Source organism: Terrabacter aerolatus (assembly GCF_007991735.1).
GTDB lineage: Bacteria > Actinomycetota > Actinomycetes > Actinomycetales > Dermatophilaceae > Terrabacter > Terrabacter aerolatus.
This window is the reverse complement of the sequence record NZ_BJYX01000027.1, coordinates 1-19,244: the sequence shown is the minus strand read 5'-3', so window position 1 is coordinate 19,244 and position 19,244 is coordinate 1. Positions and strand designations below refer to the sequence as shown.

The window sequence follows — 19,244 nt, the reverse complement described above, 5'->3', positions numbered from 1 at the left end:
CGCGGTGTCCACCCGCCGGCATACTCAGGCCCTGCCCGACTCCGCGCCCGTCGAGGGGCCGCGCGACCTGACCGTCGAGAAGGCGACCCGTCGGCTCGCCCCGCCTCACTGGGCCGTCTCGCACTGGACGTCGGAGCCCGGTGAGATCTGGCCCGAACGCGACACGCGCACCGTGGCGCACACCTTCATGCCCTTGGCCGCCTTGACCGTGTAGGTCGGGGTCGTGACCGAGACGGTCCTCGACCGGTCGGGGTTCCCCGCGTCGGAGGGCGTCGGACCGTAGGACAGCCGGAAGGTGTCCTTCTTCTGCGGCTGGGGGTAGTTCCACGTGAAACCGACGCTGCCGGCTCCGGACCTCGCGGTGACGCTCGGCTTGTCGAAGACACCGTCGCCGATGGCGCTGTCGTCGCCCGGCATCGAGACCGTCGCGCTCGGGGTCGGTGGGGCTGCGGCGTCCTGACCCCCGTCGCCTGCCGGGCGCAGGAGGAGGAAGACGACCAGGCCCACGAGCACGACGACCCCGGCGGCCAGCCCCCAGAGCACGGGAGGGCGGGACAGCGGCGAGGTCCGGACGGGTTCCGGTGCCGGAAGTGCCTGTGCGCCAACGGTGCTCGCGGCCCGTCGGACCGTCGCCTCGTCGGAGGAGTCCGACCCGAGCGGCGCCGTCTGGCTCGTCACCGGGTCGGTCGTGGCAGCGGGACGGACCGGCGCCCCGGACGCGGCGAGGGCTCCACCCGGCAGCGGCGCCGGCGACCAGCGCGGGGCACCGGCGCCGCCGTCGGGGCGACGGCGGGTCTCCCCGTCCGGCGCGGTGGGCGAGGGGCCGAGCGGCTGCGCCACCACCGTCTGCGGCGCCTTGATCCGGGTGCGGTCCTCGTCGTCGGCGGCACGACCGGTCGGCGAACCCTGCGTCTGGCTCACGAGCGTCGTGTGGCCCTCATCGTCGAGCACGACGATCGGGGTGCGGCCCAGCCGCTGCTGCTGCTCGACGGCCTGCAGGGCCCGCGCGAACTCCAGCGCCGACGACGGCCGGTGCGCGGGGTCCTTGGCCATGGCCTGGGCGAGCAGGCGCTCGAGGCCGGGCGGCACGTCCTGGCGGCCCGTCGCCGGCGGCGCGGTGCTGCGGATCCGCGGCATCAACGCATACGCCGAGTTGTCGCCACCGGGCACTTCTAACGGGGAGCGTCCCACGAGCAGCTGCCACAGCGTGGCGGCGAGGGAGTAGACGTCGGAGCGCTCGTCACCGTTGCTCTGGCCGTAGAGGACCTCGGGCGGCGCCCACGGCACGGAGACACCGACGTCGTCGGTGGCCTCGGGCGGGGCGTCACCCTCGCGCGCACCGCGACCGGCGATGCCGAAGTCGGTGAGGCCCGGAGCGCCGTAGGCGCTGACGAGCACGTTGGCGGGCTTGATGTCACGGTGGGTGATGTGCGCGCGGTGGGCCGTCTCGACGGCGCTCGCGAGCTGGATGCCGGTGCGCAGGACGTCCTCGACGGAGAAGCGCTCGGCGCGCGCCCGCATGGCCAGGTTGGGCGGCGGGTAGTACTTCATGACGAGGTAGGGCCGGCCGTCGTCGGAGGTGCCGGACCGGAAGACCTGCACGATGTAGGGGTGGTCGCCGAGGGCGGCCATGGTGTCGGCCTCCTCGACGAACTGCTGGCGCAGGGCGTCGGTCAGGCCGTCCGACTTGAGCACCTTGACCGCGACCGGCATGCGCGGGCTCTGCTGCTCGTAGAGGAAGACGTCGGCGTACCCGCCGGAGCCGAGCGGCTGGACGAAGACGAGTCCCGGGATCTTCGGGGGTGCGCCCTTCTTCACGAGGCCGCCTCGAAGGTGAAGGAGACCTCGTCGGCCATCGACACGAACGACCCCGGCTCGAGGACCTGCTGGTCGTTGGCGCGCAGGCGGATCGGGCTCTCGCCGGGCAGCGTGACCGTCGTGCCGTTGGTCGTGCCGAGGTCGCGGATGAGGACGTGCCAGCCCTCGAGGATGACCTCGACGTGGTTGCGCGAGACGTCCCGCTCAGGGCTGGGCACCTTGACGACGTGCGGCCGGTCGTGGGCGGCGAGGCCGTCGCCGAGCCGCGGCGCTCGACCGAGCAGCACGCTGCGGTCGAGGGTGACGACGTCGCCGGTCGACAGGCGCAGCACGCCGAGCGGCGGGCGCGACATCGTGAAGGGCTCCTGCGGCGGGATGCTCGAGCCGCACACGCGGCAGCGGTCGCTGTGCGGCGGCGTCGGGTGTCCGGCCGCGCAGAGGACGGCGAGGACGCTGGGCCCCGAGACGGCCTGGTTCTGCGCGGCGTTGCGGGCCTCGAGCAGCGCGCTGCGGTCGACGGTGAGCGCCGCCTCGTCGTCCTCGTCGAGGTCGACGTCGTCGAAGGCGGCCGGTTGACCCGCGGTCGGCACCGGGGTGGCGACGGGGGCCGGCACCGCGGGCGGCAGCGTGATGGGGACGTCGAAGCTCGGCTCCGCCGGGGGCGGGGTCGTGGGGGCGTATGCCGTGTGCGGGCCGGGCACGGAGGGTGCGGCAGGTGCGGCGCCGGGTCCGGTGGAGGGCGCACCGGAGACACCGGTCCCGGTGGGTGCGACCGGTGCAACCGGCGCGGCCGGCGCGGCAGAGGCCGGCGGAGGCCCGGTGGAGATGAGCGGGGTGGCCTCCGGAGCGCGCACGCCGGGCGGCGGGGTGTTCATCGGGGGTAGCAGGCTGGGGGCCGGGGGCGGCGTGTGCCTGCCGGCGAACGTGGGCGCGGGTGACGCCGCCTCCGACGGCGCGGCTGGGGCCGGGCTGGCCCACGGCACGGAGGAGATGAGGCCACCGGCCGGCGCGTCGGGCACGTCCGGCAGGCGGGGCGCGGACGGAAGGGGGCGCTCGGGGACCTCGGGCGCGGGCGGGTCGTTCGTGACCGGGACGTCGGGCACGTCGGCGACGGCCGGGACGTGCTCGTCGTCGGCACCCGTCTCGTCCTCGTCCGGCTGGGTCAGCTGGGCGAGTGCCTTGCGGTGCTCGTCGGCGGTGGTCGTGTGACCGAAGAGGTAGTCGTAGCTCGGCACCGGCGCCGGCTGCGCCTCGTCGGGCTCGACCGGCTCACCGATCACGGCAGAGTCGGTGCGGGCCACCGTCGTCGACCCGGGAGCCTCCGCGCCGGGCCGGACCGTCGGCGACGACGTCGGGGCCGGAGCAGGCTCGGGCTCGAGCACGGGCCGGGCGGCCCACGTCGAGTCGACGTCCCGGGACTCGACCACCGGCAGGTCGTCGGCCACGGGCGAGGGGGTCGGCGCCGACGACGGAGAGGGCAGGACCTCGAGGTCCCCACCGAGGGGCGCCGACGTCACGGTGTCGGTCACCGTGTCGGTCAGGGAGTCGGTCAGGGAGTCGGTCAGGGAGTCGGTCAGGGAGTCGGTCACGGCCTCCGACACCGGCTCCGTGACCGACTGGGGCACCTGACCGGGCGCGGACGTCGCAGCCCCGTCGGTGACCGGCTCCGGGAGCCGTTCGGATGCCGGCTCGGGTGTCAGCGTCGTGGGTGTTGTCGTGGCTGGTGTCGTGGGTGGTGTCGTGGGCAGCGCGGCCGCCGGGGCCGGCTCGGCCGCCGACGCGGGCGGGGTCGCAGCGACGGACGGGGTCGGAGCGTCCGGCGGGGTCGGAGCGTCCGGCGGCGTCGCCCGGACCGGTGCCGGCGGCGTGACCGAGGTCCACGAGCGCAGCGCCGGGGCAGCGGCGGGTGGGTCGGCCGGCGCAGGGGCGTCCCGCTGGGCCCAGCTGCGGTCCCACGTCGACCGGCTCGGGTCGGCCGGACCACCCACGCGACCGTTCGGTTCGGCGCCCGGGCCCGGGACGACCCCGGGGCTCGTCTGCCGGGGTGCGCTGCCGAAGGTCGGGAGGCCACCGGTCGGTGCTCCGGGCTCCGCGGCGGTGCTGGGATCCGCAGCCGGTGACGTGCCTGCCGGATCCCCGGCCTGCTCGTCGAGCGGCTCTCGTGTCCCGGTCGGGTCGTCCCCCTCGCGGTCGAGCGCTGAGTCGGCGGAACCACCGGCGTCACCGGAACCGCCGGGGCGACCAGTGCCGTCGGCGGAGCCGGGACCGACCGCCTCGCCGTCGGGCCGGGCTCCCGCCTCGGCCCGGGGACCGTCCGCGAGCTCCTGCGGCGGGGCCGGCTGGGAGCGCTCCGCCTCGTCGAGCACGCGCAGGGTGATGCGCTCGGGGTGCTCGGGCAGCTCGAGGTCGGTCCAGACCCTGGTGCTCGTCGCGCGGACGTCGTGCTCGGTCCCGTCGGCCAGGGTGACGAGCGCCGAGACCGGGCCGAAGGCGACGATCCGGGTCTGCGGCTGCCAGTGCACGCCGACGAAGTGCTTGGCCTTGCGCATGCCGCCGGCCGTCAGCACCTCGACGACGTCGTCGATGTCGCCGCCGTCCGCGGCGTCGCTCGCGGCGATGGTGCGCTCGTCGTCCTCGTCGAGTCCGATGAGCAGGTGCATGCCGGGGCCCCCGATGTGCGTCCACCCGTCGGGGGCCCGTTCGACGACAACCGACGGGCCACTCACGTCTACGACCTGCTCTCCCCTGATGAGCCGTTCACGTTCTCACGCGGGGTCGTGTCCTCGTCGACGTCGGAGTCGGAGTCCTGCCCCTGTACCGCGACGACGATAGCAGTGACGTTGTCGCGGCCACCGGCTTCGACACCACGACGGACGAGCTCGGCGGCGGCCTCCCCGGCGTCGGGCTGCTCGGCGAGGACGGTCTCGATCTCCTCGCGGGTCAGCTCGTTGGACAGGCCGTCGGAGCAGATGACGAAGACCTCGCCCGGGTACGGCGGGAAGACCCATGTGTCGACGACGCCCATGGGGTCGCGGCCGAGCGAGCGGGTGACGACGTTGCGACCCGGGTGGCGCTGCGCCTCCTCCGGGGTGATGAGCCCGCGCTCGACGAGCTCCCACACCTCGGAGTGGTCGACGGTGACCTGCGACAACCGGCCGTCGAGGCAGCGGTAGACCCGCGAGTCACCGATGTTGAAGACGGCCCAGTGGCGCGAGCCGCCGACGGAGACGAGCGCCAGGCCGGCGACGGTCGTGCCCATCCCGGTCTGCTCGGGGTGACGGGCGGCCGAGCCGAGGATGCGCCGGTTGGCCTCCTCGACCTGGGCGACGATGTCGCGCACCTGGACGACCTGCCGCCCGGCGAGCTCGACGACCGTCTCGGCGGCGATGCGGCTGGCCACCTCGCCGGCGGCGTGGCCGCCCATGCCGTCGGCGACGACGTAGACGGTCCCGTCGGCGAGCGCGGCGTCCTCGTTGTGCTGGCGGACCCGGCCGACGTCGGTCGCGACACCCGAGGTGATGGTCGGCAGGCCCGCGCTCATGCCTGGCTCCAGGGCGTGACGCGGACCGTGGTGAGGACCTGCCGGATGAGCTCGTAGTCGGCCAGGGCGTCGGGTCCGCCGACCGCGCCGGTCAGCTGGACGAGGTGGGCGCCCGCGCCAGGGGTGTCGGAGGCCACGAGGTGGAAGAGGTTGGCCTGCAGGACCGTGTCGTCGTGCGCGTCGGGCCACGTCGCGTCGCACCCGACGAACTGCGCTCCCCCGAGGTCGGCGGCATACGGCTCGGAGACGGTGCCGGCGTTCGAGGTGGCGAGCGAGGCGATCTGATCGAGCGAGTCGGACACCTGGAACCCGGGTCCGCACGGCTCGATCGTCACGACGACGTTGGGCGCGAAACCACCGTCGCGCGGCAGCCGGGCCGCCAGCGTCGTCCCCGGCGCGTGCGCGGGCTCCCAGCCGTCCGGAACCTCGAGGGCCACCGACGGCTGACCCGGGAAGTCGGCGCTCGGATACGCGAGGGTGGTCATGGGCTCGTTCCTTTCGGTCGTTCCCGCAGGGGTCGGGGACGGCGCGGTCAGTCAATCATTCACGGGGTGCCGTGTCAGATCGGCCGACGCACCGTCCGGGAGCGGTGTCGGCGCCGGAACGAGGTGCTGCCGAGGGTACGGCGACCGGCCCCTCCTCGCGATGGGGAGAACTCCCCACCCGACCCGGCCGACCCGGCCGACCCGACCCGACCGGTCCGACCGGCCCGACCGGCCCGACCGGCCCGACCGACCCGGCCGGGCACCGCTCAGTCCGTCGACGCGCGCGCCGCCCACCAGGCCCGGAGCCGCTCGCGCGCGGCGTCCTTGCCGATGGGCCCGTCGTCGAGCCGGACCGACAGGAGGAAGTCGTAGGCCTCGCCGAGGACCGGTCCCGGACGGATCGCGAGCGCCTCGGCGATCTCGTTGCCGTTGAGCTCGGGCCGCACGCTGGCCAGCTCCTCCTCGGCCGCGAGGCGCTCGATGCGCTGCTCGAGGTCGTCGTAGGCCCGCGAGAGCCGCTGGGCCTTGCGGGCGTTGCGGGTCGTGCAGTCCGAGCGGGTGAGGCGGTGCAGGCGGGTGAGCAGCGGACCGGCGTCGTTGACGTAGCGGCGCACGGCGGAGTCGGTCCACTGGCCGTCGCCGTAGCCGTGGAAGCGCAGGTGCAGCTCGACGAGGCGGGCGACCTGCTTGGTCGTCTCCTTGTCGAAGCGCATCGCCTTGAGCCGCTTGCTCGCGAGCTTGGCCCCGACGAGCTCGTGGTGGTGGAAGGAGACGCCGCCACCGTCCTCGAAACGGCGGGTCGCGGGCTTGCCGATGTCGTGGAGCAGCGCGGCGAGGCGCAGCACGAGGTCGGGCCCCGGCACCGACTCGGGCGAGCCGCCGGCAGGGCCCTCGAGGTCGATGGCCTGCTCGAGCACGATGAGCGAGTGGTCGTAGACGTCCTTGTGGCGATGGTGCTCGTCGAGCTCGAGGCGGAGCGCCGGCAGCTCGGGCAGGAAGACCTCGGCGAGCCCCGTGTCGACGAGCAGCGTCAGCCCGTGCCGCGGTCGCGGTGACAGGAGCAACTTGGTGAACTCGTCGCGGACCCGCTCGGCCGAGATGATCGAGAGGGTGCCGGCGCGCTCGGTCATGGCCGCCCGCACCTCGGGCGCCACGTCGAAGCCGAGCTGGGAGGCGAAGCGCGCGGCCCGCATCATCCGCAGGGGGTCGTCGGCGAAGGACTCCTCGGGGGCGGCCGGTGTCGCCAGTCGCTGCTGCACCAGGTCGGGCAGCCCTCCGTGGACGTCGACGAACTCGAGGCTGGGCAGGCGCAGGGCCATGGCGTTGACCGTGAAGTCGCGGCGGACGAGGTCGCCCTCGAGGGTGTCGCCGAACATCACCTCCGGCTTGCGGGAGGTGCGGTCGTAGGTGTCGGCCCGGTAGGTCGTGATCTCGATGACGTGCTCGCCCTTGCGCAGGCCGATGGTGCCGAACTCCCGGCCGATGTCCCAGTGGGCGTCGGCCCAGCCGCGCACCGTGGCGAGGATGTCGTCGGGCCGCGCGTCGGACGTGAGGTCGAGGTCGGGCGAGACGCGGCCGAGGAAGGCGTCGCGGACCGGCCCGCCGACGAGCGCCAGCTCGTGGCCCGCCGCCGCGAACCGCTCACCGAGCTCGGTGAGCATGGGCAGCACGGGAGCGAGCCGGGCGACGGCGGCGCGCAGGAGCGGCAGGCCGGCGTCGGCGGGTCGGCCGTCGGGGGCGGACGGGTCGGGTCGGTCAGGCACCGGTCCAGCCTAGTGAGGACCCGCCGTGGTCCTGACCGCCTGCGCGGCACGTCGGGCCGGAGCACGCGCGCGAGCGGGAGCGGACGGGCGCGGGCCGGCGCCCGTCGCGGCCCGCGGACCGTGCGTCGACCGCGACCCGCCGGGCCCCTCCCCGTGACGACGGGAGGGCCCGTGGTCCCGCCCGTTATGGTGGCGATGTGAGCGCGCTGCCCGTCCCGAGCCCTGTGCCGGGGAGGCGTCTGCCCGCCGTCGAGGAGCGCTCCGCGGGGGGCATCGTCGTGGACGTCCGAGAGGGCCTGGCGCTCATCGCCGTCATCGCCCGGCGCAACCGGGCGGGGCGCATCGAGTGGTGCCTGCCCAAGGGTCATGTCGAGCCCGGCGAGACGCTGGTCGAGACCGCCGCGCGCGAGGTGGCCGAGGAGACCGGCATCGTCGGCCGGGTGCTCATCGAGCTCGGCACCATCGACTACTGGTTCGCGACGACCGACAAGCGGGTCCACAAGTTCGTGCACCACTACCTGCTCGAGGCCACGGGCGGCGAGCTGTCCATCGAGAACGACCCGGACCACGAGGCGATCGACGTCGCGTGGATGCGGCTCGACGAGGTGCACCGCCGGCTGACCTTCCCCAACGAACGCCGCATCGCGCAGGCGGCGTGGAACCGGCTGGCGGGGACGGCGTGATCCTCCGAGGGTCGCGGCGTCCGGACTCGAGCGGGCGTCGCGCGACCCGCCTCCGACGCCGCCTGACCGCCACCGCGTCGACGCTCGCAGCCGTGGGGCTCTCGGTCGGGGGCACGCTGGCCGCCGCCGCGGCGCCCGCACCGGCCCTTCCGACGTCGTATGCCGTCACCCCCGTCGACTCCGCGGGCTCGCCCACGCACCTGCCGTCGGTCACGGCGGCCAAGGACGTCGCCGTCATCGTCCTCGGCACCCTGACGCCCGCGGTCGTCAGCCCCGGCAAGGACGTCACCATCACCGGCACGGTCACGGCGCCGCTCACGGGTCCGCTGTCGAGCCCGCAGCTGCGGGTCGTGCGCGGCGAGGTGCGCGTGGACCAGCGCACCGCCCTGGACGACTGGGCCTCCGGTCGCACCCAGGGACCCGGGCGCACCGTCGACGTGACACCGCTGCCGACCGTGGCGGCCGGGCAGAGCCGGCCCTTCACGGCGACCGTGCCGTGGCGCGAGCTGCGCAGCGAGGCCGCCTTCGCGGCCGTGCCGATCTCGGTCGAGGTCGTCCAGCAGGGCGCGACCGAGCCCACGGGGCGGACCCGGACCTTCGTCGCCTGGAACGGCCGCAAGGAGTACGTCCCCATCCAGGTGGCCACCGTGCTGCCCGTGACGCTGGACCCGGACGTCGAGCTCTTCTCCCGCGACGACGCCGCGCGCCGGAGCGCGTGGCAGCGCGCGATCGGTCCCGGGTCACGGGTGGAGCGGATCGTCCAGGGGACCCGCGCGAGCCAGGTCGACCTCGCCGTCGACCCGGCGGTGCTCGGACCCGACGCGGGAGTCGACGCCTCCTCGGGCGGGGCGACCCCCACCCCGAGCGCCACCACCGGCAGCCCCGGCCCCTCCTCGGGGAGCGCGACCACCACGCCGCCGGCCGCCCCACCGACCACGACCCCGGCGACCCCGGCGACCCCTTCGGGCGCGTCGCCCACGTCCTCCCCCACGATCGCCCAGCTCGGGGACGGCCTCGCCTCCCAGCTCCGCGGTCGCAGCGTCTGGGCCCTGCCCTACGCGGACGCCGACCTGGCCGCCACGGTCGGCATCGACCCCGCCAACTCCCTCGTGCGCGACCTCGTCAGCCGGGCCACCGCCCTGACGACCCGCCTCGGACAGCCCGCCCGCGCCGACATCGTCTGGCCCGTCGACGGACTGCTGCCGAGCGGCCGGGAGCAGGGCCTGCGGAGGATGCTCGCGGGTACCTCGGTCAAGAGGCCGGCCGGGATCGTCGTCAACGCCGCCGCGGTGACGAAGCCGACGGCATACACCCCCAGTGCGCGCAGGGTCGCGGCCGGCGGGACCCGGCTGCTCGCCTACGACCCCCGGCTCTCCGCCCTCCTCCCCCGGCGCAGCGACCCGAGCCCCGTCCTGTCGGTGCAGCGCTACCTCGCCGAGACGCTCGTGCTCCTCGGTGAGCGGGCCGGGACGCCACGCTCGGTCCTCGTCACGGCGCCGCGCAACTACGACCCGGACCCGGCCGCGCTCGCCACGTTCCTGTCCGCCACGGCATCGGCGCCGTGGCTCGAGACGGTCGACGCGGCGTCGCTGCTGTCCGACCACGTCACCGACAAGGCCCTGCCCCCGACGAAGCCGACGACCACGGTCGACTCGGCCGCGCCACCGCCCGTCCTCACCGCTCGCCGCCTGACCCAGATGGCCGAGCAGCGCGACACCCTGCTCAGCGTCTCGTCGGTGCTGCGCGACGGGGCCGCGTTCGAGCGCACCTACCGCGAGGTCCTCGACGAGCTCGGCAGCGCCCGGTGGCGCTACCAGCCGGCCTCGTGGGTCACCCTGTCCAACTCCGTCGCCAGCGACATCCGGGCCGCGACGAGCGCGATCCGCGTCGTGCCCCGCACGAGCACCATCAACCTGCTCGCCGAGAACGGCACGCTGCGGATCACCGTCGAGAACGGCCTCGACTACACCGTCCAGGACATCCGGCTGCGTCTCGTGCCCGACAACCCACGCATCCGGATCGTCGCGCAGCCCGCCCCCGTGACGATCGGCCCGACGTCGCGCACCAACGTGCCCGTCGAGGTCGCGGCCGTCGCCGCGGGCCGGGCCGAGATCCGCGCCTACCTGACCACGGCCGACGGCACCCTCATCGGCTCTCCCGCCTCGATCCCCGTCTCCGCGAACCCGCTCGACGCCACCATCTACTGGGTCGGCGGCGTCCTCGTGGGGCTCGTCCTGCTGGCCGGCGTGGTGCGTGCCGTCGTCAAGGGCACCTCGCGCGTCGACGAGATCGCCGACATCGAGGCGGTCACCGCGGCACACGAGTCTCTCGGCGATGCGGACGACGGGGATCACGGCCGACCCGCCTAGGATGGGCTCGAGCCACGCATCCACGCACGACCGGACGAGGGGAGGGTGACGCACGTGCAGGGAGTCGGACCCGGATCGGTCCTGGGCGGCCGCTATGCCGTCACGCTTCGTACCTCCGAGGGCGCACACCACGAGCGGTGGCGCGCCAACGACCACACCCTCGAGCGCGAGGTCGTGCTCGTCTGCTTCCCCGCGGGAGCGTCCGTCGCCGCCGCAGCCCTCGACGCAGCGCGCCGCGCCGCCGGCATCGAGGACCCCCGTCTCGTGCGGGTCCTCGACGTCGGCACCGACCAGGGCGTCGGCTTCATCGTCGAGGAGCCGCTCACCGGCGCCGCTCCCCTCTCGCACCTGCTGCAGGGCGGTGGCCTGTCGCCCGACGAGGTCCGCCGGATCACCGGCGAGGCCGCCACGGCCCTCGACAAGGCCACCCACCGGGGCCTGCACCACCTCGCGCTGACCCCGAGCGCCGTCCTGCGCATGCCCGACGGCGCCGTCAAGGTGCGCGGGCTCGCCACCGAGGCGGCCCTCACCGACGCCGACCAGCTCTCCGACGAGCGGGCCTCCCGTGCCGACGCCGTCGGCCTCGTCAAGATCGCGTATGCCGCCCTGACCGGCCGCTGGCCCATGGTGGCCGTCGACAACGGCCTCATCCCCGCCGGCTCCTCCGTCGGCCTCGAGGCCGCCCCCACCATCGTCGGTGGGGTGGCTGCTCCCTCCGAGATCGCCGTGGGCGTGCCCAACGACCTCGACCTCATCTGCCGCATGACGCTCGGCAGCGGGCGCCGGGGCCCGGTCTCCCCGGGTGACCTCGCGCTCCAGATCGCACCGTGGCCCTCCGAGATGGCGACGTCCGACGGCGCCACGGGCATGCGGCTGCGCGGGCGCGACGACCGCGGGTCCGCCGAGACCACCCGGGTCATGCCCTCCCTGGGCGCCGGAGCGGGTGCGGCCGCCGCCGGGGCCGCCGGGGCCGCCGGTGTGGCTGGTGGTGCGGCCGGTGACGGCACCGACACGCTCTTCTTCGACCGGCTCCCCGACGACCGGTCCGACCGGTCGGTGGGCTCGTCGACCTCCGCTGCGTCGGCATCGTCCGCGGCCTCCTCGGAGCGACTCCAGAGCGGGATCGCGGCGGCCAGTGCTGCCGCCACCGCGGCCGCGGGCGTCGCCGGTGCCATCGGAGACCGCGTCGGCTCGTTCGCCCGCGCCGCGGCCGACAAGGCAGCCGCACGGGCCGCCGAGCGTCGCGCGTTCCGCGAGGGCGACGACGACTACGACGACGACTTCGCCGGCGAGCGCATCGGCCTCGTCGACGCCCTCGACGAGGCCCCCGCCACGCGGCTCGAGCCGCCCGTCCCGGTGTTCGGCCGAGAAGCACCCGAGGCGCCGAGCGGCACCCAGTCACGCATCGCCCTCGCCATCGTCGGGGCCCTCGTCGTCGTGGCCCTCGTCATCGGCATCAGCAACGTCATGAAGATCGGCAAGCACGACGGCGTGGCCGCGCCCGCGGTGACGGTGACCAAGACCCGCACCCCCACCTCGAGCGGAGCGCCCAGCGCCACGACGACGGCCCCGCCCAGCACCACCCAGGCGCCCCCGGCCGCAGCCGTGTCCGTCGTCGCCGGCACCGGCTTCGACCCCGAGGACGGCACCGAGTCGGACCAGACCGTCAAGCTCACCTACGACGGCAACCCCGGCACCGAGTGGCGCTCGCGCTGGTACGGCACGCCCACCTTCAACGGCAAGAAGGACGGCGTCGGCGTGCTCCTCGACCTCAGCGCCCCCACCACGGTCAAGCAGGTCCAGCTCGTCCTCGGCGCACCCCAGGACGTCACCGTCTACGCCACCGACTCCGCCTCGACCGACTCCCTCACCGGCGCCCAGACCATCGGCTCGAAGCAGAACGCGTCGGGCACCGTCGTCATCACCGCCCCGGCCACCCTCAAGCCTGCGAGCAAGATCATCGTCCTCGTCACCAAGGCGGCCCCCGCCGAGGCCGCCAACCACTACCGCGCGCAGATCAGTGAAGTGACGGTGCGCTGACCGTGAGCCCGGGGGATGCCGCTCCGGTCGCCGATCTGAGCGACCGGGAGCTGCTGGCACTGCACGTCGACGGTGACGACCAGGCCTTCGCCGAGCTCTTCCGACGCCACAAGGACCGCATGTGGGCGGTCGCCCTGCGCACCGTCCGCGACCCGGAGCTGGCCGCCGACTGCGTCCAGGACGGCTTCATCGCGGCGTTCCGGCGCGCCGACTCCTTCCGGGGCGAGGCTGCCGTCACCACGTGGCTGCACCGCATCGTCGTCAACGCCTGCCTCGACCGGTTGCGCCGGCGTAGGCCGACGGCCGAGCTGCCGGAGTACGAGCTCGCCGACCGGCACGACCACCACGCCTCGACCGAGGTCCGGCTCGACATCCGCGAAGCCCTGGCGAGGCTGCCGGAGGGCCAGCGCGCGGCCCTCGTCCTCGTCGACATGCACGCGGTGCCCGTCGCCGAGGCCGCCGTCATCCTCGGGGTGGCCGAGGGCACCATCAAGTCCCGCTGCGCCCGCGGCCGGGCCGCCTTGGCCCAGCACCTCGGCCTGACGCCCGGCGTGCGCCCGGTCGAGCACGACTGACCGGAGTCCGACCCCGGCACCCGCACCCCCGGCCGCATCGCGGCCGCACCGAACAATGGTTGAATCCGGTGGAACCCGACGGCCACAGGGGGCCGTCGAATCCTCGGCGACCGGCATACCCCTGCCTGCCCGTGTACGACCACTGCACTCTGCCCGAAGGACCACACCGGTGGACGAGTCCGCGAACACCCCTGAGCACGACCCGGACGACGGCGTCCCCCGCCGCGCGCACCCGGTCCTGCCCCTCCCGCAGGACCCCGGCCGGTTCGTCGACGGTGCGCTCGGGCACGAGATCGAGGACGACGGTCCCGAGCCCCACCTCGACCCGAGCATCGAGGCCGAGGTCCGCGCCCTGCTCGCCCACGCGCCGGCACCCGGCCCGATGCCCGACGCGGTGTCCGAGCGCATCGAGCGGGCGCTCCTCGACGCCGCGCGGCTGCGCGTCGACCCCGGTCCGCTGCTCGCCTCGGGCGCCGACACCGGGACGGACGGCCACCCCGGCGGCGGAGCGGTGCTCACCCTGCCGTCGCGCGCCGAGCGGCCCAGGCCGATCTACCTCGTCGCCGCGGTCGCCGCGGCGGCAGCCGTCGTCGCCGTGGGGGCCTCGGCCCTGCACCTGACGAAGCGCCCCAACGGGGCCGCGGTCGTCGGCGACCGCTACAGCTCGGCTGCCGGCGCGTCCACGCCCGCGAGCCCGCCACCGACGTCGGAGGGGCTCCACATCCAGCTCAGCACGACGGCATACGCCCGCGGTTCGTTCGCCGCGCAGGCCCGGACCCTGCTCGACCACCCCGGCCAGCCGATCCGCGGCCTCGCCGCCGAGTCACCGGGAATCGGTCCCATCGCCACGCCCATCGGCCTCGAGGCGTGCCTCGAGGAGATCGGCGCCGTCGACGGGACGAGGCCGGCCCCCGACCACGTCTCGGCCGACGTGGCGACGTTCGAGGGACGCCCCGCGGTCGTCGTCGTCGTGACCCGTGCCGGTGCCAGCACCGCCTGGGCCGTCGAGCGCAGCTGCACGACCAGCGCCCCCGGCCTGCTCCAGGGAGCCACCCCCGTCCCCTGAGGCCGGCGGCCGTCCGCTCCCGCCCGCGGGAACAACGACCACCTAGGATCGGTTGTGGCCTATGCGGCTCGCCGCTCCCGCAGCACCGGCACCCTGCCGGCCGACGAGCGGGACGAGCGGCCACGACACGAGAAGCGTCACGAGGAGCAGCCCCCATGTCCCGTCCGGACACCGTCCGCAACGTCATCATCATCGGCTCCGGCCCCGCGGGCTACACCGCAGCCGTCTACGCCGCCCGCGCGAACCTCGCGCCCCTCGTCTTCGAGGGTGCCGTCACCGCAGGTGGCGCGCTGATGAACACGACCGAGGTCGAGAACTTCCCCGGCTTCAAGGACGGCATCATGGGGCCTGATCTCATGGACGGCATGCGCGCCCAGGCCGAGCGCTTCGGCGCCGAGCTCGTCACCGACGACGTCACCGCCGTCGACCTCACGGGCGAGATCAAGACCGTCACCGACGGCGAGGGCACCGTCCACCGGGCCCGCGCGGTCGTCCTCGCGATGGGCTCGGCCTACCGCGAGCTCGGCCTGCCGCGCGAGAAGGAGCTCTCGGGCCACGGCGTCTCGTGGTGCGCCACGTGCGACGGCTTCTTCTTCCGCGACCAGGACATCGCCGTCGTCGGCGGCGGCGACTCCGCCATCGAGGAGGCGACCTTCCTGACGAAGTTCGCCCGCACCGTGACGATCATCCACCGCCGCGACGCGCTGCGCGCCAGCAAGATCATGGCCGACCGCGCCCACGGCAACGACAAGATCCGCTTCGCCTGGAACTCCGAGGTCGCGCAGATCCACGGCGAGGGCAAGCTCTCGGGCGTCACCCTGCGCGACACCGTCACCGGCGAGGAGCGCGACCTCGCGATCACCGGCCTGTTCGTCGCCATCGGCCACGACCCGCGCAACGAGCTGGTCACCGGCGTCGTCGACACCGACGACGCCGGCTACGTGCTCGTCGACGGCCGCTCCACGCGCACCAACGTGCCCGGCGTCTTCGCCTGCGGCGACCTCGTCGACCACACCTACCGCCAGGCCATCACCGCCGCCGGCTCCGGCTGCTCCGCCGCCCTCGACGCCGAGCACTACCTCGCCGCGCTCGAGGACACCTCGAGCCCGGCCGAGGCCGCTGCCGAGGCCGCCGTCATCGACGAGACGGACGCGGGCGAGATCCCTGACCCGCGGGGCGCCACCGCCGAGACCGTCGGCGCCGACGCCTAACCTCGAGCCGACCGGCCCGATCCGCCCGCACCAGCACCCCCAGCCGCACCCCGCCAACCACGAGAAGGAATCTCCATGGCACTGAAGAACACGACCGACGCCACCTTCGCCGACGACGTCCTCATGAGCGACAAGCCCGTCCTCGTCGACTTCTGGGCGACGTGGTGCGGCCCGTGCCGCAAGGTCGCCCCGATCCTCGAGGAGATCAACGAGCAGTACGGCGACAAGATCGAGGTCGTCAAGCTCGACACCGACGCCAACGTCGACACCGCCGCCCGCTACGGCGTCGTCTCGATCCCCACGCTCAACGTCTACGTCAAGGGCGAGGTCGTCAAGACGATCGTCGGCGCGCACCCGAAGCCCAAGCTGCTCCGCGAGCTCGAAGAGTTCCTCGGCTGACCGTCAGCGCACGGTCGAAGCGCACGTTGGGGTGGCCTGCCGTATCGGGGCCACCCCTTCGGCGTACTACGCTGCTCACGGCGCCCGACCACTCCCGACAGAACGCACAGCCCACCGCGACCCGTTCGGAGCTCTCCGAGGAAAGGAGCCGAGATGACACCCCAGCAGTCCGTCGTGCTCCGGCGCGGTGACTCCGGTCCCGCCGTGGCCGCCGTGTGCGAGCGTCTGGCCCTCTCCGGTGACCTGCCCGGCGGCTCCGGCCACAGCGACCGCTTCGGCGAGGCCGTCTACGACGAGCGGGTCGAGCAGGCCGTCAAGTCCTTCCAGCAGCGTCGCGGGCTCATCGTCGACGGCGTCGTCGGACGCTCCACGTATGCCGTCCTCGACGGGGCCCGCTGGGCCCTCGGTGACCGGGTGCTGCGCTACGTGCCCGAGCACTTCATCGAGGGCGACGACGTCGTGGCCCTGCAGTCCCGGCTCGCCGAGCTCGGCTTCACCCCCGGCAAGGTCGACGGTCTGCACGGCCCCAGCACCGACTCGGCGCTCCGCGCCTTCCAGGCCGCCGTGGGGCTCGTTCCCGACGGCACCGTCGGCCCCGAGACGATGCGCGCCTTCGCGGGCCTGCGACGCTCCGTCAGCGGTGGCTCGGCCAACGCCCTGCGCGAGCGCGAGCACATCCGCCGCGGCGGCTACAGCCTGAGCGGACGCACCATCGTCCTCGACCCCGGTCACGGCGGCGGGGATGCCGGCGCCCACGGTCACCGAGGTCTCGTCGAGGCCCGGCTCGCCCTCGACCTCGCGCGCCGCATCGAGGGGCGGCTCTCGGCGCACGGCGTCAGCGTCGTCTTCACCCGCACCGAGGCCACCGACGGCGGCACCGACGAGGAGCGCGCGGCCTTCGCGAACTCGTGCGACGCCGACCTCGTGCTCTCCCTGCACACCGACCACTCGGCCTCCGGCTCGGCCCACGGAGCCTCGACGTACTTCTACGGTCACCCCGACAGCGCGGCCCACAGCGACTGGTCGGTCATCGGCGAGAGCTTCGCCGACCTGCTGCTGCGCGAGGTCGTGGCGCGCACGGGCCTGACGGACTGCCGCTCCCACGCCCGCACGTGGCCGTTGCTGCGCCGCACGCGCATGCCGGCGGTGCGCCTCGACTTCGGCTACCTCAGCCACGAGGGCGACGCGGCCTCCCTCGCCAACGCCCAGATCCTCGACCACGTCGCCGAGGCCGTCGTCGTGGCGCTCCAGCGCGTCTACCTCGGCGAGGCGGACACCTCCCGCACCGGCGTGCTCCGGCTCGACGACCTCCGTCGCCACCTCGAGACGATGCGCGGGCAGCACGTGTCCGCCGACCGCACGGTGAGCTGACCCGAGCCCCTCCTGTCATCCGACCGTCCCGGCCCAGGACCATCCAGGCCTCAGGACCGGTCGGGACTCCGGTGCTCGGTCCGGTCGGCGACGTGCGCGTGGCTGTGCCCGTTCGGATGGGTCTCCGGGACCGACGTGGCCCCCGGCACCCAGGCCAGGGCCCGCCCCAGGGCCGCCGCTGCCTCGTCGCGCAACGTCACCACCGTTCGCAGGTCCATCCGGAGCCTCGGGTATGCCGGGTGGTCACGTTCCAGCCGGAAGCCGACCTTCTCGAGGAACGCCGCGTCGAGCACGCAGGCGTGGCGCGAGACCGCCAGAGGGCGCGCCGCCACCGCCTCGAGCGAGCGCACCCGGTGGTGGAGGGCGTCCTTGGCGGCCGCCTGCACCAGCGCCTTGCGCAGCCCCCGGTCGGGCTGCCCCGCCGCGATCACCGCCGTGACGAGCATGAGCGTCGAGGGGTCGCCCGGCGTCGTCGGGAACGCGGCCAGGCGCGGGACGTGACGCGCCGGAGCCACGATGACGTGCCCTGCCGGCGACCCGTCCACGTAGGCGACCCGTCCCGGGGGCCCCCAGTCGGCCGTCACCGCCTCGACCCAGTCGATGAGCTGCTCGACGGGCTCGCGCGGGTCGCTGTGGCCGTTGCGCGGCACCGTCTGCCAGAAGGTGCACGGCGCGCAGCTGCCGAGGAGGTCGCCCACCCGGTCGGGTGTCAGGGGCCGGAGCTCACGCATCGCGTCTGCTCGCAGGCCTCATGGGCCCATTCTCACCCGGATCCGACCCAGAACACCATGACCCGGCACCGACCGGCAGGGCGCTCGAGGATCCACGCGGCATACCGAATTAGGGTGGGCGCATGAGCGAGCCGGGAACGTACGTCGAGAAGAGCTTCAAGCGCGACACGAACTACATCACCACCCGCATCACCGCCGACGGCCGCGACGGCTTCCCGGTCGAGGCCGACCGGTACCGCCTCGTCGTGGCGCGCGCCTGCCCGTGGGCCAACCGCGCCATCATCGTGCGCCGGCTGCTCGGGCTCGAGGACGCGCTGTCGATGGGGATCTGCGGCCCGACGCACGACAAGCGCAGCTGGACCTTCGACCTCGACCCGGGCGGCCTCGACCCGGTCCTCAAGATCCCGCGCATCCAGGACGCCTACTTCAAGCGCGACCCCGAATACCCCCGTGGCATCACGGTTCCCGCGATCGTCGACGTGCCGACGGGTGCCGTCGTGACCAACGACTTCAAGCAGATCACCGTCGACCTCGAGACGCAGTGGCGCGACTTCCACCGCGAGGGCGCCCCCGACCTCTACCCCGACGCCCTCGCCGACGAGATCGAGTCGGTCAGCGAACCGATCTACCGCTACGTCAACAACGGCGTCTACCGGTGCGGGTTCGCCGGGACGCAGGACGCCTACGACAAGGCCTACCGTCGGCTCTGGGAGAACCTCGACCTGCTCGAGGAGCGCCTGTCGACGCGGCGCTACCTCGTCGGCGACCACATCACCGAGGCCGACGTGCGCCTGTTCACGACGCTCGTGCGCTTCGACCCCGTCTACCACGGGCACTTCAAGTGCAACCGCAGCAAGCTCATCGAGATGCCTGCACTCTGGGGCTACGCGCGCGACCTCTTCCAGACGCCCGGCTTCGGCGACACCGTCGACTTCACCCACATCAAGCGGCACTACTACGTCGTGCACACCGACGTGAACCCAACCGGCGTCGTGCCGCTCGGCCCGTCCCTCGAGAACTGGGCGACGCCGCACGGACGCGAGGCGCTCGGGGGCACGCCCTTCGGTGACGGCACGCCTCCCGGCCCGCCGCGAGAGGTCGTCCCGCCCGAGCACAACCCCGTGCTGGCGCTTCTGGCGCGCTGACCTTCCTGCTCGCGTATGCCGTCGGGTTGCCTTGTCGCACAAGGCAA

15 protein-coding genes are annotated in these 19,244 nt (G+C 74.2%); 9 read left to right on the top strand and 6 right to left on the bottom strand.

Annotated elements, in window-relative coordinates:
* Window positions 1-105: 105 nt before the first annotated feature.
* From TAE01_RS17915 to TAE01_RS17890, 5 genes are all read right to left on the bottom strand, one after another.
* Window positions 106-1,818 (bottom strand): serine/threonine-protein kinase, encoded by a 1,713-nt coding sequence (locus tag TAE01_RS17915; RefSeq protein WP_147068179.1) that lies wholly within the window; start codon window positions 1,816-1,818, stop codon window positions 106-108.
* Window positions 1,815-4,544, bottom strand: a complete 2,730-nt coding sequence (locus TAE01_RS17910; RefSeq protein ID WP_147068178.1) for an FHA domain-containing protein — start codon at window positions 4,542-4,544, stop codon at window positions 1,815-1,817. The genes TAE01_RS17915 and TAE01_RS17910 overlap by 4 nt, the downstream gene beginning before the upstream one ends.
* 2 nt (window positions 4,545-4,546) lie before the next feature.
* Complete coding sequence (locus tag TAE01_RS17905; RefSeq protein WP_147068177.1) at window positions 4,547-5,359, bottom strand: PP2C family protein-serine/threonine phosphatase; 813 nt, start codon at window positions 5,357-5,359, stop codon at window positions 4,547-4,549.
* Window positions 5,356-5,844 carry a hypothetical protein gene (locus TAE01_RS17900; RefSeq protein ID WP_147068176.1) on the bottom strand — a complete coding sequence of 163 codons (489 nt, stop codon included), beginning with the start codon at window positions 5,842-5,844 and terminating at the stop codon, window positions 5,356-5,358. Before TAE01_RS17900 ends, TAE01_RS17905 begins: the two co-directional genes overlap by 4 nt.
* A 266-nt stretch (window positions 5,845-6,110) precedes the next feature.
* Window positions 6,111-7,607: a CCA tRNA nucleotidyltransferase gene (locus tag TAE01_RS17890; protein ID WP_147068174.1), complete on the bottom strand. Its 1,497-nt coding sequence runs from the start codon at window positions 7,605-7,607 to the stop codon at window positions 6,111-6,113.
* A gap of 197 nt (window positions 7,608-7,804) precedes the next feature.
* On the opposite strand from TAE01_RS17890, the gene TAE01_RS17885 reads away from it, so the two are divergent.
* The 8 genes from TAE01_RS17885 (at window position 7,805) to TAE01_RS17850 (ending at window position 17,321) form a co-directional block, all read left to right on the top strand.
* Complete coding sequence (locus TAE01_RS17885; protein WP_147068173.1) at window positions 7,805-8,290, top strand: NUDIX hydrolase; 486 nt, start codon at window positions 7,805-7,807, stop codon at window positions 8,288-8,290.
* The gene (locus tag TAE01_RS17880) at window positions 8,194-10,659 is read left to right on the top strand and encodes a DUF6049 family protein (RefSeq protein ID WP_371860858.1); all 2,466 of its coding nucleotides are present in this window, start codon (window positions 8,194-8,196) and stop codon (window positions 10,657-10,659) included. Before TAE01_RS17885 ends, TAE01_RS17880 begins: the two co-directional genes overlap by 97 nt.
* Window positions 10,660-10,704: 45 nt before the next feature.
* Window positions 10,705-12,699, top strand: coding sequence for a protein kinase family protein (locus TAE01_RS17875; RefSeq protein ID WP_147068172.1), 1,995 nt, complete (start codon window positions 10,705-10,707; stop codon window positions 12,697-12,699).
* A gap of 2 nt (window positions 12,700-12,701) precedes the next feature.
* Window positions 12,702-13,274, top strand: coding sequence for an RNA polymerase sigma factor SigM (sigM, locus tag TAE01_RS17870; RefSeq protein WP_147068171.1), 573 nt, complete (start codon window positions 12,702-12,704; stop codon window positions 13,272-13,274).
* A gap of 169 nt (window positions 13,275-13,443) precedes the next feature.
* Window positions 13,444-14,340 carry an RsmA family anti-sigma factor gene (locus TAE01_RS17865; RefSeq protein ID WP_147068170.1) on the top strand — a complete coding sequence of 299 codons (897 nt, stop codon included), beginning with the start codon at window positions 13,444-13,446 and terminating at the stop codon, window positions 14,338-14,340.
* 155 nt (window positions 14,341-14,495) lie between these two features.
* A complete protein-coding gene (gene trxB / locus TAE01_RS17860; RefSeq protein WP_147068169.1) occupies window positions 14,496-15,551 on the top strand; it encodes a thioredoxin-disulfide reductase in 1,056 nt (351 codons plus the stop codon).
* A 75-nt stretch (window positions 15,552-15,626) separates the two neighbouring features.
* A complete protein-coding gene (trxA, locus tag TAE01_RS17855) occupies window positions 15,627-15,950 on the top strand; it encodes a thioredoxin (protein ID WP_147068168.1) in 324 nt (107 codons plus the stop codon).
* A 153-nt stretch (window positions 15,951-16,103) separates the two neighbouring features.
* Complete coding sequence (locus TAE01_RS17850) at window positions 16,104-17,321, top strand: N-acetylmuramoyl-L-alanine amidase (protein WP_147068167.1); 1,218 nt, start codon at window positions 16,104-16,106, stop codon at window positions 17,319-17,321.
* A gap of 50 nt (window positions 17,322-17,371) precedes the next feature.
* On the opposite strand, the gene TAE01_RS17845 is transcribed toward TAE01_RS17850, so the two are convergent.
* The gene (locus TAE01_RS17845; protein WP_147068166.1) at window positions 17,372-18,052 is read right to left on the bottom strand and encodes an N-acetyltransferase; all 681 of its coding nucleotides are present in this window, start codon (window positions 18,050-18,052) and stop codon (window positions 17,372-17,374) included.
* Window positions 18,053-18,174: 122 nt separating this feature from the next.
* On the opposite strand from TAE01_RS17845, the gene TAE01_RS17840 reads away from it, so the two are divergent.
* On the top strand, window positions 18,175-19,197 hold the full coding sequence (locus TAE01_RS17840) for a glutathione S-transferase family protein (protein ID WP_147068165.1): 1,023 nt from the start codon (window positions 18,175-18,177) through the stop codon (window positions 19,195-19,197).
* Window positions 19,198-19,244 lie beyond the last annotated feature (47 nt).